Below are 12,774 nucleotides of genomic sequence, written 5' to 3' on the forward strand. Positions count from 1 at the left end.
CTCATTCGCTACGGCTTGAATGACGTCGGCCGCCGTGAAAACTTCGACGAGAACTTTGCCAGGGATTATCACGAACTCATCGAGCGGCTGAAGACCGACCATCCGAAGGCCACCCTCATCGTGATGACAGTCATCCCCTACGGAAATGAAGCGTTGACGACGCGGATCAACCACCAGAACGTTGCAGTCGCCAAGGCCGAAGGGTTACTGCTTTTCGACATCTACCCGCGATACGCCGCGGAACTGGAGCGGGGGCCTGACATGCTCAACTACCGCCGTTTTCCCCTGGATAAAATCCCGGAAAATCGACGCGAATTTGTGAAGCCCTTCGTCGTCCCTGGAAGTTCCCCAACCGTCGAAGTGCTCGACAACCGCCTGGATGCCCATTTTGGACATCTTCCCGGCTGGTTCGGCGATCGGCATCCGAATCTGGCAGGTTACCACGTCATCGGAGACGAAACAGCGAGGTTCCTGACTCCCCTGATCAGAAAGCAGTTCGTGAAGCCATGAACCCTCAAGTGAGGTTGATCTCAGGCTAATTGATTTCCCAGTCTGCCTTCAGCGCATTACGACACTCGGCCCTCTTCATTCGAGACGACAGACACCCCAGTTCGCCGCTTGAGCGCGGCTGCCGGGGTGTTTCAGCTCCGGAGCCGTCCCGACACGTGTCGACGTATCCTCGACGATGTGTGAAGGAGCAGACAAGCCCCCCCCATCACAGAAAGCGGCCGATACATTCCCCAGAAGCCACAACCGTCGGTCTGCAGTCTGAAGAAGAAGTACTCGCCTGGGCAACGGAGACCTGACCTGCATCGCACGGCAGAGAAGAGCGGAGCAGAGCAAACTGCGGCCCCCCGGTTTCCTCTACAAGCCTTCGTCCTGCGGCCCCCCACTCCGCACAAACTCATCCTTGGCGGTCAGCATCCGCAAGGTGAAAGCAAGCGAATTCAACCGCGTCTCTGTCGAATCAGCTCGCGACATGAAGACCACCGGACAGGCCGCCCCGCACAGCACGCCGCCAAACTTGCAGTCCGCGGTGTACATCAACGCCTTCACCGTCAAATTTGCGGACAGTAGATTCGGGAACAGCATCCCGTCTGCAGCACCGACAACAGATCCACTGATCCGCTTCTTTTCCGCAGCGTCTGTCGCGTAGGCAAGATCGAACGAGAGCGGCCCCTGTACGATACATCCCGGCAATTCGCCCGCCTGGTTTCGACGAGCCAGTTCCGCGGCATCCAGAGTATCGGGCATCGATTCCGTCACCTTTTCAGTGGCCGACATCACTCCGATCCGAGGCAGTTCACTGGATGCTCCATCGCTCAACGCCGTCGCCACGTCGACCATACTCCGCAGAATATCTGCTTTCTGCTCCAGCGTGGGCTGAATGGTGATCCCGGTGTCCGACAACAGGAAACGCCGGGAATCCCTTGCTATTTCCATCAATACAACCTGACAGATGCAACGTTCCGTTCGCAGGCCATTCTCACGAGAAAGCACCGCTTTCATGAGATCTGGCGTCGCAATCTGCCCCTTCATCAGCAGACTCGCCCGCCCCGCCTTCACTTCCGCGACTGCAGCCACAGCGGGTTGGTCACTGTCAATCAATTGAAACTCGGACAACTCAATATCAAGGTCGTGAGCCAGCGACTCAATCTCAGCAACCGAGCCTGTCAGGATCGGCTTCACCCACCCGCGCCGCTGAGCGATCGATAACGCTTCCAGAACCGTTCGATCTGCCCCTCCCGCAGCCACGACGGGCAGGGGAGACGCCAACTGATCCGCTAACTGGTAGAGAGAGCCAAAACTCAGCAGTGACATCGGGACCTCACAAACAACAGCAATCCAAGACCATAAAACAAAAAAGCCTTCCTCAGCAATACTGCTGAAGAAGGCCATCTATTTCACGCGCCCACAACGCCTGACACGATCGATCAAGTCGTTGCGATCGAACGGGCAGCTCCGCCACGTCGAACGCTCTTGCGATCATTCTGACCGACGAACTCGATCAAAGCCTTTCGCCCGGCATCACCGAGACGAAACTCAGCCAGTCGCACAACGCGAGTGTAACCACCCTGACGTTCACGGAACCGGGGAGCGATTTCACTAAACAGGATCGCCACAGCTTCTTTGCTACGCAGAGCAGCAAATGCTCGGCGACGCAGTGATACGGCGGGAGCGATCGCGGCATTCCACTTTTGCCAACGATCAGACTTTCGCCACTCTTCCCATTCAGCACTGCCTCGAGCAGCCGAAGTCGCGAACTGAGCAGCAGCATCCTGGTGGGCAAGAGCCTTCTTGCCCATCGTGATCAGCTTCTCGACCACGGGACGCAGTTCTTTGGCCTTCTCGACGGTTGTGATAATACGTCCAGGCACCTTAGGAGCATTGCCGCTGGCAGCGTCCGGCTTGCTGGAACAAATCAGACTGGTCGCCATGTTGCGGAACATCGAGTTTCGGTGACTCTGATTCCGGCCCAGTTTTCGTCCGCTTTTTCGATGTCGCATGATCTGTTCAAAACCATATCAAGTATGTTGCGAGCGGCCCAGACGTCGAAACGGACTGAACCGGAAAGCTGTACTTTACCCGACTGACAACCTGAACGCGAGCAACGCGCATCAGGGGCCAATCACTCCAAAAATCTCTTCTAGCGATCGCGCTGCTGCATCGATTGCGGCAATCGCATCCCCAGACGCAAGTTGATCGACGTCAACCGCTCACGAACTTCCTGCAATGTCGTGTCACCGAAGTTGCGGACCTGCAGCAACTGGTCTTCCGTCCTTGTCACCAAGTCGCGAACGGTATTGATCCCTTCGGACTCGAGACAGTTCGTCGCCCGCACCGACAAATTCAGTTCAGCCAAACTACGTGACAACCGTTCTTCCAACTCCAGATCAACCGGAGCGTATCCCGTCGACTCATGCATATTACGCAGGCCGCTGTCGGGGAACGTTTCGGGACCAGGCTCACGATAAGTGATGATCGGATTGAGATGCTTACGCAGAATCTTGGCAGACTCAACCAAAGCCATCTCAGGTGTGACGGTCCCGTTAGTCCAGATCTCAAGAATCAATCGGTCATAGTTCGTCCGCTGCCCAACGCGCGTCTCTTCGATCTTGTAACGAACACGCGTGATCGGCGAGAAAATGGCGTCGATGGGGATCACCCCAACTTCATTCTGATGCTCGGGCTGTTCCGAGACCGGGGAATAACCGCGACCATTCTCAACCTGAATCTCGATGTTCAGCGAGACGTCGTCAGTCATCGTCGCGATGACCAAATCCTTGTTGTAGACTTCAACTTGGTCATCAACAATGATATCCGCCGCGGTCACCACGCCACGTTCATGACGCTCAATACGCAACGTCTTTGGAACCAAAGCGTGATTCTTAACAACAACCGACTTCAAATTCAGACAGATGTCCGTGACGTCTTCAACGATACCGGGGATGGTGGTGAATTCGTGCTGGACACCCTGAATCTTGATCCGTGTGACCGAACTACCTTCCAGGCTCGACAGCAAAATCCGTCGCAAACTGTTTCCGATCGTCGCACCAAAGCCACGCTCGAATGGCTCGATCACAAATTTGCCGTACGTGCTCGTCAGGGTCTCTTTCTCGGTGACGACCCGATTCGGCAATTCAAGGCCGCGCCAGCGAATTCTCATTGAATAATCACCTACAAACGTCGAAAATCGTACCCACGAACGCCCGAACCAAAGGTATCAGACGCGTCGCTTCTTCCGTGGCCGACACCCATTATGCGGGATTGGCGTAATATCCTCAATCGAGCGAACCACGACACCCGAGGTCTGAAGACCGGTAATCGCGCTCTCACGACCGGAGCCAGGACCTTTGACCTGGACTTCCATTTCCTTCATACCGAACTTCGCGGCGCGTTCCGAACAGGTCTCGGCAGCTCGCTGAGCAGCGAACGGGGTGCTCTTACGGCTCCCCTTGAAACCAACGGTCCCGGCCGAAGCCCAGCACAGCACGTCACCGTTTACGTCGGTGATGGTCACGATCGTGTTGTTGAATGTCGCCTGAATGTGCGCAATACCACGGGTGATATTTCGTCGCACCTTGCGTTTTTTAACTTTTGCCATAACGAAACCTGTAGTCCAAATTCAACAACCCAGAGACACAATTGTGCAGGGCAGATTACTGTGCAGGTGGCAATCACGCCACCCAATGGAACAAATACGCCTGAATGGCCGAAAGGGACATCGACTGAATCGAACTTCGATCAGTGCTTCATGTCCTTGACGCCCTTCTTACCGGCAACCGTCTTCTTAACGCCCTTCCGCGTACGGGCGTTAGTGCGTGTACGCTGACCGCGAACGGGCAGGTTGCGGCGATGACGAAGTCCGCGATAGCTCTGAATATCTCGGAGACGAGCGATGTTCTGCTGAATCGTACGACGGAGCTGACCTTCAACGAGGTAGTCCTTGTCGAGCAATCCAGTGATCCGGGACACGGTCTCGTCGGTCAACGCCGACGCCTTCAGGAAGGGATCAATCCCTAACCGGAAGCAGATCTCAGCCGCGACCCAATCACCGATGCCGTAGATGTACTGCAACGCCACCACGACATGCTTGTCGTTCGGCAAATCCACACCCTGAATACGCGGCATAACTCATCACCCAATCGAAAAACTTTTTATTGACTACCCAACGCCCAACGAGTCTTGTTAACCCTGTCGCTGCTTATGGCGTGGGTTGGTTGAGCAAATGATATATACGCGACCTTTGCGGCGGACAACCTTACAGCCTTCGCAAATCAACTTTACGCTAGCACGAACCTTCATCGTCTCTACTCCTGCACGTCAAGCAACCCGGGTTGTTGGCGGGCCACGAGGTAGCTGTCTATCTTGTGAATCAAATCGATCGCCACAGAAACGCAAATCAACAAGCCAGTTCCGCCGTAGAAACTCGAAACCGTGGCATCGAGATTCAGCAGTCCGGAAATCACCGTTGGAATGACCGCCACCAGGGACAGGAATGCCGCCCCGACGTAGGTCACTCGGGTCATCACTCGCTCCAGATACGCCGCCGTGCGATCACCAGGACGGTAACCTGGGATGAAGCTCCCGTAATCTTTCAGGTTCGACGCCATTTCCGTGGGATTGAATGTAATCGCCGTCCAGAAATAGCAGAAAAAGAAAATCAGAGCGATGTAGCAGACATTGTAGAGGAACCCACCGTGATTCGAGAAAGCACTCTCCAATTTCGTGAATAGCGCCCCCAAACCCATAAAATCAATATTCAACGCAGCGAGCTGCTTAAACGCAAGCCAGGGGAACATGAGCAGGCTGGATGCGAAGATGATTGGCATCACCCCCGACTGGTTCAGCCGCAATGGCAGATGATCGACGCGGCCGCCGTAGACCTTATTCCCACGTACATGCTTCGCGCTTTGGACAGGAATCTTGCGGGTCGCCTGCGTGATCAGCACAACCCACCAGACGACACCGAAGAAGACGACCACGAGAAGAATCAAGCGGTCAATCCCGGCCGAGCTCCCCAACCCAATTCCACTTTTGAATGCGGGTGCAATCAAACTTCCCAGTGCTGTCGGAAGGCGGGAGAGAATGCCAGCCATGATCAGCAAGCTTACGCCGTTTCCAACGCCATACTCGTCAATTTGTTCCCCGATCCACATCAGCAACACGCTGCCGGCCGTCATCGTCACCGTGCAGATAATCCGCATGTAGAAATTGTCAAACTCAGGCAGAATGATTCTTTCACTGCCGCCAGATCCACCGGAAAGCACAACAATCCAGAAATAACTCTGGATGAAGCAGATCACCACCGTCGCATATCGCGTCCACTCGTTGATCTTCTTCCGACCCGCCTCGCCCTCTTTCTGCAGCTTCTCGAGAGGGGGATAAACCGTCCCGAGCAACTGGAAGATGATTGATGCCGAAATATACGGCATGATGCCAAGACCGAAGATGGTCAGATTACCGATGTTAGACGCTGAGAACAGCGACAACATGCTCATCATCTGACCAACGCCACTGCCACCCTGGCGCGACAGGCTTTCCGCCAGCGCTTCCTGGTTGACGAATGGCAGAGGCATCGAAAACCCGAGCCGATAGACCGCCAGCAGAACCAGCGTCAACAGCAGCCGATTTCGAAGCTCGGGAATCGAAAAAACGTTGCGGAGGTGCTTAAACATGTACTTGTTTATCCAGCATAATCTGCGCTGTGCAAGGATCGCTCGACTCGGCCACCCTTGGCAACGATTGCCGCTTCAGCAGACCGCGAGAAGTGGTTCGCATGCACGGTCAGCCGCTTTGTCAGCTCGCCAAATCCGAGGATCCGAACGGAGACCTTGCCGTTTGGTGCCAGGCCGGCCTTACGCAGAGCGGCGATATCGACGACAGTGTCAGACTCGAATGCTTTGTCCAGATCTTTGAGATTGATCTCAGCAACATTCGGAGCGAATTGATTGTTCGAGAAACCACGCTTCGCGACTCGGCGGGCGAGTGGCATTTGACCACCCTCGAACCCGACGCGATCTTTATGGCCAGATCGGCTGCCGGCACCCTTGTGCCCGCGTCCCGAGGTCTTGCCGTGGCCAGAGCCAATACCGCGTCCAACTCGCTTGCGCTTTTTCCTTGGGGTTTCAAGCCCCAAATCGTGAATCATCATTTAGACACCCACCTCTCTCAGCCGACCGATCTCTTCGCGGCTTCTCAATTGTTTCAGCGCATCGAACGTCGCTTTGATGACGTTGATGGGGTTGCTCGATCCACGAACCTTCGTCAACACGTCGGTCAGACCAAGCGATTCTGCCACTGCCCGCACGCAAGCGCCGGCGATAATCCCCGTTCCGGGATTTGCTGGCATCAGCATGACGAGGCTTGAACCGTACTTGCCAATCACCTGGTGCGGGATCGAGTTCTTGGTCAGCGGGCATCGCATCATCGTTCGGTTGGCTGCCTTCACAGCTTTCTCAACCGCGAGTGGAACCTCAACCGCTTTACCGTAGCCGTATCCCACGCGGCCTTCGCCGTCCCCGACAACCACAAGCGCGGTAAAGCTGAACCGACGTCCGCCTTTGACCACGCAAGCACATCGCCGGATTTGGACGACGCGTTCCGGGGAATCTGAATTTGATTTATCACCCGCCACTTTGTTTATCTCCAGACACCCAGACACGTAACCAAAAGGTCAATTGACTTAGAAATCCAACCCAGCAGCACGGGCTGCTTCTGCCAACTTCGCCAGTCGACCGTGGAACCGATAAGGACCACGATCGTAAGAAACGGCCTTAATCCCTTTGGCCAGCGCCCGTTCGGCGATCTCACGTCCAATCACTTCTGCTCCGGCACAGTTGCCACCGCTGGTAACCTTACCACGGAGCGCGGTATCCAGTGACGAAGCCGATGCCAGCGTCTGACCGGTCGCGTCGTCGATCACCTGGGCGTAAATGTGACGACCGCTGCGGAAGACAGACAAGCGGGGACGACCGCTTCTCAGTCGGTTTCGTACCCGAAACTGACGACGGCGACGTTGCGTCGCGATGATTTCCTGACCGTTCATAAAGACCTCTTCGACACCGTTGAATCAGCAAATGACTTGACTTAGCTACCGAACGCTTTACCGGCCTTACGACGAACATGTTCGCCCGCGTACCGAATGCCCTTACCTTTATAAGGTTCAGGCGGACGCACAGCGCGAATGTTCGCCGCGAACTGTCCAGCAGCGTGCTTGTCGGCGCTCTTGATCACCACGTGGGTGTTGTCAGGAAGCTCACACGAAACACCTTCGGGAACTTTCAACTCGATGTTGTTCGCAAAACCGACCTGCAGCGAAATAACATTGTTCTTCAGAGCGGCTTGATAGCCGACGCCGACGATCTCAAGCTTGACTTCCCACGGCTGAACCAGACCAACGACCATGTTGTTGACCAGGGCTCGCGTCAGTCCGTGCAGTGCGCGACTCTCACGGTTATCGTTGATTCGCTCAACAACAACAGTGTTCCCATCGTTCACCTTCAGGCTGATCCGGTTGTCGACAGGAACAGTCAGCGTGCGATTCCCTTTCGAGGCGGTTGCGACACCGTCTTTGAAAGCGAACGTAACCCCTTGCGGAATTGGAATCGGTTTTTTACCTACTCGCGACATTCTCTAGTCTCAATTTCTATACGCAGACGATCACCAAAGGACGAACAACACTTCGCCGCCGACTCGCTGCTGACGCGCCTCTCGACTGCTCAATACACCCTTGTTCGTCGAAACAATACAAACCCCGAGTCCCTGCAAAACCTGTGGCAGCTTGTCCACGGTCGAGTACACCCGGCAACCTGGCCGGCTGACGCGCTGCAGGTGTCGCACAACCGCACCACCGTCTGCAGCATACTTCAACGTCACACGGATCACGCCCTTGGTTTCGGCTGGCGCTTCGTGGCTCCAAATGTAACCTTCACGAGCCATCGCGTCCAAGATGGAACGATTGAGCTTGGAGTCAAGTACATTCACAAACGGGCTCTGGTTCTTCACCGCGTTGCGAATTCTCGTAATCATGTCCGACACACCGTCTGCCATAACGTCACCAACTCGCCTTCTTGACCCCTGGAATCATCCCGTCCAACGCCAGATTTCTGAAGCAAATGCGGCACAACTTAAACTTGCGATACACCGCTCGCGAACGTCCGCACAACTGGCATCGATGTTCGATGCGCGAGCTGAACTTCGGCTTCTTGTTCGCCTTCACAACATGCGCTGCCGTTGCCATTTTCTCTCCCTCGCTACTGCGGCATCCGTGTCATCCACGGGATCGGCGTAGCTACTTTCAATTCAAAACCACGTACTGCTTAATTTCGTGACCGAGATTCAACCCGCTTGCAACCGAGGGAGTCGATTCGGCGATGACTGAGACTCAGGCGACTTGTTCTTTAGCGAATGGAATACCGATTTCCCGCAGCAACAGCAAGGCTTCAGCATCACTGCTCGCCGTTGTCACGATCGCGATATTCATCCCTTGTACGTAGGTCACGCGATCAGGATCGATTTCCGGAAACACTGTCTGCTCATTCAGCCCCATGCTGAAATTGCCGTTTCCGTCGAAGCCCGTGGCCCGAACACCACGGAAGTCGCGGACTCGTGGCAACGCCAGGGTGATCAGGCGATCGATGAAGTCGTACATCCGTGCGCCACGCAGCGTCACTTTACAACCCACATCCACACCTTCACGCAACCGAAAACCTGAAACGGCGATGCGAGACTTCGTAACCTGTGGCTTCTGACCAACGATCGTCTTCAAATGGTCGACGGCCTCATCGATCCGCTTGCGATCGGCAAGCGCCTTCCCCAAACCCATGCTGACCACCACTTTGGTGATCCGTGGAATTGAGTGTACGTTCTCGCGACCCAGGGCTGTCTTCAGACCGGGAAGGATCGTCGTCTTATACTTTTCAAGCAACCGTGACATTTTCTTATCCTGACCAATTCGCCAGATCTACCGGCGAACGCTACGCGTCAGCCTTCTTACGACCAATAGTTCCCAGTGATGTCTTGCACGCTTTGCAGTATCGCTCTCGTGAATCTGCAGTGACTCGCGTCCCGACCCGAACGCCCTTACTGCACTGACTGCAGTAAACCATCGCGTTTGAGCTGGCAATTGGCATATCGCGAGGCACACGTCCGCCTCCGGGGCTGCTTGGATGGCCCTTCTTGACATGCTTGTAGACGCGATTCACACCTTCCACGAGGATGCGCTCACCGCCATCCAGCACACGCACAACCTTACGCGGAGTCTTACTGGCATCATCGCCAGTGACAACCACCACAAGATCACCTTTACGCATCCGCATGATAACTACCTTCAATGTTGCAGCTTAGACAACTTCCGAAGCCAGGCTGATAATCTTCATAAACCGTTGATCGCGCAGCTCACGGGCGACAGCCCCGAAGATGCGGGTACCACGTGGATTGTTGTCGTTGTCAACCAGCACGATCGCGTTGGCGTCAAAACGAATGTAGCTGCCATCGACGCGACGGTATGGCTTCCGCGTGCGAACAACAACACCCTTTACGACCGCCTTCTTGCCTACGCCACCGTTAGGCAGTGCACGCTGAACGGCAACCACGACGATGTCACCCAGGCCGGCATAGCGACGATTTGAACCGAGGACCTTGATACAGCGGGCGGTTTTCGCGCCCGTGTTGTCGGCCACATTCACCATTGTCTGCATTTGAATCATTTAAGGCACCAATTTCCCAGACGCAATTGACAAGGAGTCTTTGCTGGCCGCTCGCCGACTGTTCTCTCGAGTGAAGGCCGCTACAAAATCCGCTAACACAACGTCTCAACTCATCACCGTCAACAGCAATCCAGGATCAGGACTGCGCCGATTCGGTGGCAGGAGCGTCGTTGTAAGGAATTGCCGAGTCCGCCTTCCTTGCGCTGGTCACGACGCTGACGACACACCATCGCTTGAGCCGCGACATCGGACGGCTCTCGATGATCTCGACCACATCGCCCACCTTGGAGACATTTTCTTCATCATGAGCGTGGCAGACGGTCGTTCCGGTCACCGTCTTTTGATACTTGGCGTGACGGTACACACGACGAACTTCGACCCTTCGTGTCTTGTCACAACGGTCAGAAGCCACAACACCAACGAGTCGCCTTCTCATAAATCATTTCCTGCCAGCCGCGGCCAAACCGAACGGGCTCTTACCAAATTTCTGAATCACGACATTGATTAACGAGTCTACATCACGAGTGACGATTACAACGACTCAACTCAAGTACCCGACGCAGCATTCTGCTTCTCGGCGATCACCGTCAGAATTCGGGCAATCTGACGACGAAGGGTTGACCGGAGGCCAACTTTCTTCTTGGCGTCATCGTGCGAACCGAACCGGTAACCGAACTCTTCCTTTGCACAATCGAGTGCCAGGTTCTCCAGTTGATCAACCGCCATCTGACGCAAATCATCGCAACGATGCACAATGCTCTCCGATACTCAATGTCGCCGTCAGAGAGCTGTTCCTGAAAGAAGGAACCAGCTCTCACTCAAATTGACGCGACCACTCTAATTCATCCGACACAAATCAGACGTGTCTTCCGACCATTCTTACGCGGACTGGCAGTTTGTAGGCGACGCGGGCGAAACATTCTTTCGCAGCAGCCTGTGAAACACCAGCCAGTTCAAACAAAACTTTACCAGGACGGATCACCGCAACCCAGTGGTCCGGCTCCCCTTTTCCTTTACCCATTCGCGTTTCCAGCGGCCGAGCCGTCATAGGCTTGTTCGGGAAAATGCGAATGTACAACTTGCCTTCGCCACGGACGTATTGCGTTGCAGCAACTCGACACGCTTCAATGGTGTTCCCGCGGATGTGACCAGCATCTAATGTCTGAAGGCCCCATTCGCCGAAAGCAACCGTTGCACCGCGCGTCGCGTTACCTTTTACGCGTCCTCTTTGCTCTTTGCGATGCTTGACCCGCTTGGGCATGAGTGCCATCGTTCACCTCCTCGTCGCCTAAATCGATCCAAACCTTGACGCCAATTGTACCCATCGTTGTCCGAGCGACCGCCAGACCGTAATCAATTCGCTTTCGAAGTGTCGACAGCGGAATCGATCCCCGTGCAGCCTTCTCGGTTCGAGACATCTCTGCACCACCGAGGCGACCAGAGAGCTCAATCTTCACACCATCGACGCCAGCTTCCATCGATTGATCCAGCGACCGCTTGATCACTTTGCGAAAACTGCCCCGTTTTACCAACTGTTGTGCGATGTCTTCTGCTACCAGCACAGCACTGCGAGCGGGTTGTCCGATCTCGACGATCTTCAGATCCATATGCCGACCAGTCAGATCCTCGAGCTCACCCTTCAGACGATCAACTTCCTGGCCTTTTCGGCCAATGATGATCCCGGGACGAGCCGTATGAACATGACAAATCACCTGATCGCGAGTTCGTTCAATCTCGACCTTATGAATTGCAGCGAACTCATAACGCTTCTTGACGAACGCGCGAATCTTGTGATCTTCGATCAGCAGGTCGCCGAACTCGGCTTTAGTCGCGTACCAGCGACTCCTCCAATCCTCGCAAATACCTAACCGAAATCCGGTTGGACGAACCTTTTGGCCCATTTGCCGAGTTCTCCATTCGCACTCGCCACGAGTACGTTTAAGTTCTATCTGTCACTCGAAAACTACAATTCTTCTGTCGACGAACATCGTCGGCATTTCGCCCGGCCCGATCTTCAGCTGTTCCGTGCTTCCAGACCAATCGTGATATGCGTAAACCGCTTCTTAATCATGAAGCCGATCCCGCGAGCATGAGGCTGGATACGCTTCAGCGTGGGACCCGATCCTGCGGTCGCTGTCGAGACGTAAAGCGATCCGACGTTACGCTCACCACGGTCTTCAGCATTCGCCCGTGCGCTCTTGATCAATTTCTCGATCATCCGCGCACTCCGATGCGGCATGAACCGCAGCGTGTCCAAACCTGCGTCCACTGTCTTTCCTCGCACGAGGGTCAACAAGTGATGAACCTTCGTCGGAGCAATTCGAGCGTATTGTAGTTTTGCAACGTAAGCCATGTTAACACCGGACCGAAAATGCTGTTGTTTCATTCAAATGCCAGGCGATTCGAAGCCTTCGAACCGCGCCTGGTATTCTGCAAACCTTACTTATTACCCTTATTCCCGTGCCCGCGGAACAAGCGGGTCTGCGAGAACTCGCCGAGCTTGTGCCCGACCATTTCTTCCGTCACGTACACACTGACGTGCGTACGGCCGTTATGCACCATG

Annotated in this window: 23 protein-coding genes; 1 reads left to right on the top strand and 22 read right to left on the bottom strand. The window is 54.9% G+C overall.

The window, feature by feature from the left end:
- A partial coding sequence (locus tag VGE80_RS17575; RefSeq protein ID WP_440593575.1) for an SGNH/GDSL hydrolase family protein occupies nucleotides 1-510 on the top strand: 510 nt, incomplete at its 5' end.
- A 354-nt stretch (nucleotides 511-864) separates the two neighbouring features.
- Here the strand turns inward: VGE80_RS17575 and VGE80_RS17580 are convergent.
- The 22 genes from VGE80_RS17580 to VGE80_RS17685 all read right to left on the bottom strand — a co-directional run.
- Nucleotides 865-1,821: a phosphate acyltransferase gene (locus VGE80_RS17580; protein WP_397571620.1), complete on the bottom strand. Its 957-nt coding sequence runs from the start codon at nucleotides 1,819-1,821 to the stop codon at nucleotides 865-867.
- Between the two features lie 113 nt (nucleotides 1,822-1,934).
- The gene (locus VGE80_RS17585) at nucleotides 1,935-2,507 is read right to left on the bottom strand and encodes a bL17 family ribosomal protein (RefSeq protein ID WP_397571621.1); all 573 of its coding nucleotides are present in this window, start codon (nucleotides 2,505-2,507) and stop codon (nucleotides 1,935-1,937) included.
- A gap of 140 nt (nucleotides 2,508-2,647) precedes the next feature.
- Nucleotides 2,648-3,667, bottom strand: a complete 1,020-nt coding sequence (locus VGE80_RS17590) for a DNA-directed RNA polymerase subunit alpha (protein WP_373650156.1) — start codon at nucleotides 3,665-3,667, stop codon at nucleotides 2,648-2,650.
- A 57-nt stretch (nucleotides 3,668-3,724) separates the two neighbouring features.
- Complete coding sequence (gene rpsK, locus VGE80_RS17595; RefSeq protein ID WP_397571622.1) at nucleotides 3,725-4,105, bottom strand: 30S ribosomal protein S11; 381 nt, start codon at nucleotides 4,103-4,105, stop codon at nucleotides 3,725-3,727.
- Nucleotides 4,106-4,245: 140 nt separating this feature from the next.
- Complete coding sequence (gene rpsM, locus VGE80_RS17600) at nucleotides 4,246-4,632, bottom strand: 30S ribosomal protein S13 (RefSeq protein WP_373650154.1); 387 nt, start codon at nucleotides 4,630-4,632, stop codon at nucleotides 4,246-4,248.
- Nucleotides 4,633-4,689: 57 nt separating this feature from the next.
- Entirely contained in the window at nucleotides 4,690-4,806 is a 117-nt protein-coding gene (gene rpmJ, locus VGE80_RS17605; RefSeq protein ID WP_373650153.1) for a 50S ribosomal protein L36, read from the bottom strand.
- Nucleotides 4,807-4,811: 5 nt separating this feature from the next.
- The gene (secY, locus tag VGE80_RS17610; RefSeq protein WP_397571623.1) at nucleotides 4,812-6,179 is read right to left on the bottom strand and encodes a preprotein translocase subunit SecY; all 1,368 of its coding nucleotides are present in this window, start codon (nucleotides 6,177-6,179) and stop codon (nucleotides 4,812-4,814) included.
- An 8-nt stretch (nucleotides 6,180-6,187) separates the two neighbouring features.
- On the bottom strand, nucleotides 6,188-6,655 hold the full coding sequence (gene rplO, locus VGE80_RS17615; RefSeq protein ID WP_373650151.1) for a 50S ribosomal protein L15: 468 nt from the start codon (nucleotides 6,653-6,655) through the stop codon (nucleotides 6,188-6,190).
- Nucleotides 6,656-7,138 (bottom strand): 30S ribosomal protein S5, encoded by a 483-nt coding sequence (rpsE, locus tag VGE80_RS17620; RefSeq protein ID WP_373650150.1) that lies wholly within the window; start codon nucleotides 7,136-7,138, stop codon nucleotides 6,656-6,658. It abuts the gene before it with no gap.
- 48 nt (nucleotides 7,139-7,186) lie between these two features.
- Nucleotides 7,187-7,549, bottom strand: a complete 363-nt coding sequence (rplR, locus tag VGE80_RS17625; RefSeq protein ID WP_440593576.1) for a 50S ribosomal protein L18 — start codon at nucleotides 7,547-7,549, stop codon at nucleotides 7,187-7,189.
- 41 nt (nucleotides 7,550-7,590) lie between these two features.
- Entirely contained in the window at nucleotides 7,591-8,133 is a 543-nt protein-coding gene (rplF, locus tag VGE80_RS17630) for a 50S ribosomal protein L6 (protein ID WP_373650148.1), read from the bottom strand.
- A gap of 30 nt (nucleotides 8,134-8,163) precedes the next feature.
- Nucleotides 8,164-8,553, bottom strand: coding sequence for a 30S ribosomal protein S8 (rpsH, locus tag VGE80_RS17635; RefSeq protein ID WP_397571625.1), 390 nt, complete (start codon nucleotides 8,551-8,553; stop codon nucleotides 8,164-8,166).
- Between the two features lie 4 nt (nucleotides 8,554-8,557).
- Nucleotides 8,558-8,743 carry a type Z 30S ribosomal protein S14 gene (locus VGE80_RS17640; RefSeq protein ID WP_373650146.1) on the bottom strand — a complete coding sequence of 62 codons (186 nt, stop codon included), beginning with the start codon at nucleotides 8,741-8,743 and terminating at the stop codon, nucleotides 8,558-8,560.
- A gap of 144 nt (nucleotides 8,744-8,887) precedes the next feature.
- Nucleotides 8,888-9,439 (bottom strand): 50S ribosomal protein L5, encoded by a 552-nt coding sequence (gene rplE, locus VGE80_RS17645; RefSeq protein ID WP_373650145.1) that lies wholly within the window; start codon nucleotides 9,437-9,439, stop codon nucleotides 8,888-8,890.
- Between the two features lie 40 nt (nucleotides 9,440-9,479).
- Entirely contained in the window at nucleotides 9,480-9,821 is a 342-nt protein-coding gene (gene rplX / locus VGE80_RS17650) for a 50S ribosomal protein L24 (RefSeq protein WP_373650144.1), read from the bottom strand.
- 24 nt (nucleotides 9,822-9,845) lie between these two features.
- Complete coding sequence (gene rplN / locus VGE80_RS17655; protein ID WP_373650143.1) at nucleotides 9,846-10,211, bottom strand: 50S ribosomal protein L14; 366 nt, start codon at nucleotides 10,209-10,211, stop codon at nucleotides 9,846-9,848.
- Between the two features lie 136 nt (nucleotides 10,212-10,347).
- Nucleotides 10,348-10,647: a 30S ribosomal protein S17 gene (gene rpsQ, locus VGE80_RS17660; protein ID WP_397571626.1), complete on the bottom strand. Its 300-nt coding sequence runs from the start codon at nucleotides 10,645-10,647 to the stop codon at nucleotides 10,348-10,350.
- 110 nt (nucleotides 10,648-10,757) lie between these two features.
- Nucleotides 10,758-10,937, bottom strand: coding sequence for a 50S ribosomal protein L29 (gene rpmC, locus VGE80_RS17665; protein ID WP_440593577.1), 180 nt, complete (start codon nucleotides 10,935-10,937; stop codon nucleotides 10,758-10,760).
- Nucleotides 10,938-11,067: 130 nt separating this feature from the next.
- On the bottom strand, nucleotides 11,068-11,481 hold the full coding sequence (gene rplP / locus VGE80_RS17670) for a 50S ribosomal protein L16 (protein WP_373650140.1): 414 nt from the start codon (nucleotides 11,479-11,481) through the stop codon (nucleotides 11,068-11,070).
- Complete coding sequence (rpsC, locus tag VGE80_RS17675) at nucleotides 11,420-12,112, bottom strand: 30S ribosomal protein S3 (RefSeq protein ID WP_373650139.1); 693 nt, start codon at nucleotides 12,110-12,112, stop codon at nucleotides 11,420-11,422. Before rpsC ends, rplP begins: the two co-directional genes overlap by 62 nt.
- Nucleotides 12,113-12,225: 113 nt before the next feature.
- Nucleotides 12,226-12,597 (bottom strand): 50S ribosomal protein L22, encoded by a 372-nt coding sequence (rplV, locus tag VGE80_RS17680; RefSeq protein ID WP_397571627.1) that lies wholly within the window; start codon nucleotides 12,595-12,597, stop codon nucleotides 12,226-12,228.
- 53 nt (nucleotides 12,598-12,650) lie between these two features.
- The coding region (locus tag VGE80_RS17685) for a ribosomal protein S19 family protein (RefSeq protein WP_440593578.1) at nucleotides 12,651-12,774 on the bottom strand (124 nt) is incomplete at its 5' end.

The organism is Schlesneria sp., from assembly GCF_036405755.1.
GTDB classification, from domain to species: Bacteria; Planctomycetota; Planctomycetia; order Planctomycetales; family Planctomycetaceae; genus Schlesneria; species Schlesneria sphaerica.

Coding starts and splice junctions, on each gene's coding strand:
- VGE80_RS17580 (WP_397571620.1), bottom strand. CDS start 1,821: ATGTCACTGCTGAGTTTTGGCTCTCTCTACCAGTTAGCGGATCAGTTG.
- VGE80_RS17585 (WP_397571621.1), bottom strand. CDS start 2,507: ATGCGACATCGAAAAAGCGGACGAAAACTGGGCCGGAATCAGAGTCAC.
- VGE80_RS17590 (WP_373650156.1), bottom strand. CDS start 3,667: ATGAGAATTCGCTGGCGCGGCCTTGAATTGCCGAATCGGGTCGTCACC.
- rpsK (WP_397571622.1), bottom strand. CDS start 4,105: ATGGCAAAAGTTAAAAAACGCAAGGTGCGACGAAATATCACCCGTGGT.
- rpsM (WP_373650154.1), bottom strand. CDS start 4,632: ATGCCGCGTATTCAGGGTGTGGATTTGCCGAACGACAAGCATGTCGTG.
- rpmJ (WP_373650153.1), bottom strand. CDS start 4,806: ATGAAGGTTCGTGCTAGCGTAAAGTTGATTTGCGAAGGCTGTAAGGTT.
- secY (WP_397571623.1), bottom strand. CDS start 6,179: ATGTTTAAGCACCTCCGCAACGTTTTTTCGATTCCCGAGCTTCGAAAT.
- rplO (WP_373650151.1), bottom strand. CDS start 6,655: ATGATGATTCACGATTTGGGGCTTGAAACCCCAAGGAAAAAGCGCAAG.
- rplR (WP_440593576.1), bottom strand. CDS start 7,549: ATGAACGGTCAGGAAATCATCGCGACGCAACGTCGCCGTCGTCAGTTT.
- rplF (WP_373650148.1), bottom strand. CDS start 8,133: ATGTCGCGAGTAGGTAAAAAACCGATTCCAATTCCGCAAGGGGTTACG.
- rpsH (WP_397571625.1), bottom strand. CDS start 8,553: ATGGCAGACGGTGTGTCGGACATGATTACGAGAATTCGCAACGCGGTG.
- VGE80_RS17640 (WP_373650146.1), bottom strand. CDS start 8,743: ATGGCAACGGCAGCGCATGTTGTGAAGGCGAACAAGAAGCCGAAGTTC.
- rplE (WP_373650145.1), bottom strand. CDS start 9,439: ATGTCACGGTTGCTTGAAAAGTATAAGACGACGATCCTTCCCGGTCTG.
- rplX (WP_373650144.1), bottom strand. CDS start 9,821: ATGCGGATGCGTAAAGGTGATCTTGTGGTGGTTGTCACTGGCGATGAT.
- rplN (WP_373650143.1), bottom strand. CDS start 10,211: ATGATTCAAATGCAGACAATGGTGAATGTGGCCGACAACACGGGCGCG.
- rpsQ (WP_397571626.1), bottom strand. CDS start 10,647: ATGAGAAGGCGACTCGTTGGTGTTGTGGCTTCTGACCGTTGTGACAAG.
- rpmC (WP_440593577.1), bottom strand. CDS start 10,937: ATGGCGGTTGATCAACTGGAGAACCTGGCACTCGATTGTGCAAAGGAA.
- rplP (WP_373650140.1), bottom strand. CDS start 11,481: ATGGCACTCATGCCCAAGCGGGTCAAGCATCGCAAAGAGCAAAGAGGA.
- rpsC (WP_373650139.1), bottom strand. CDS start 12,112: ATGGGCCAAAAGGTTCGTCCAACCGGATTTCGGTTAGGTATTTGCGAG.
- rplV (WP_397571627.1), bottom strand. CDS start 12,597: ATGAAACAACAGCATTTTCGGTCCGGTGTTAACATGGCTTACGTTGCA.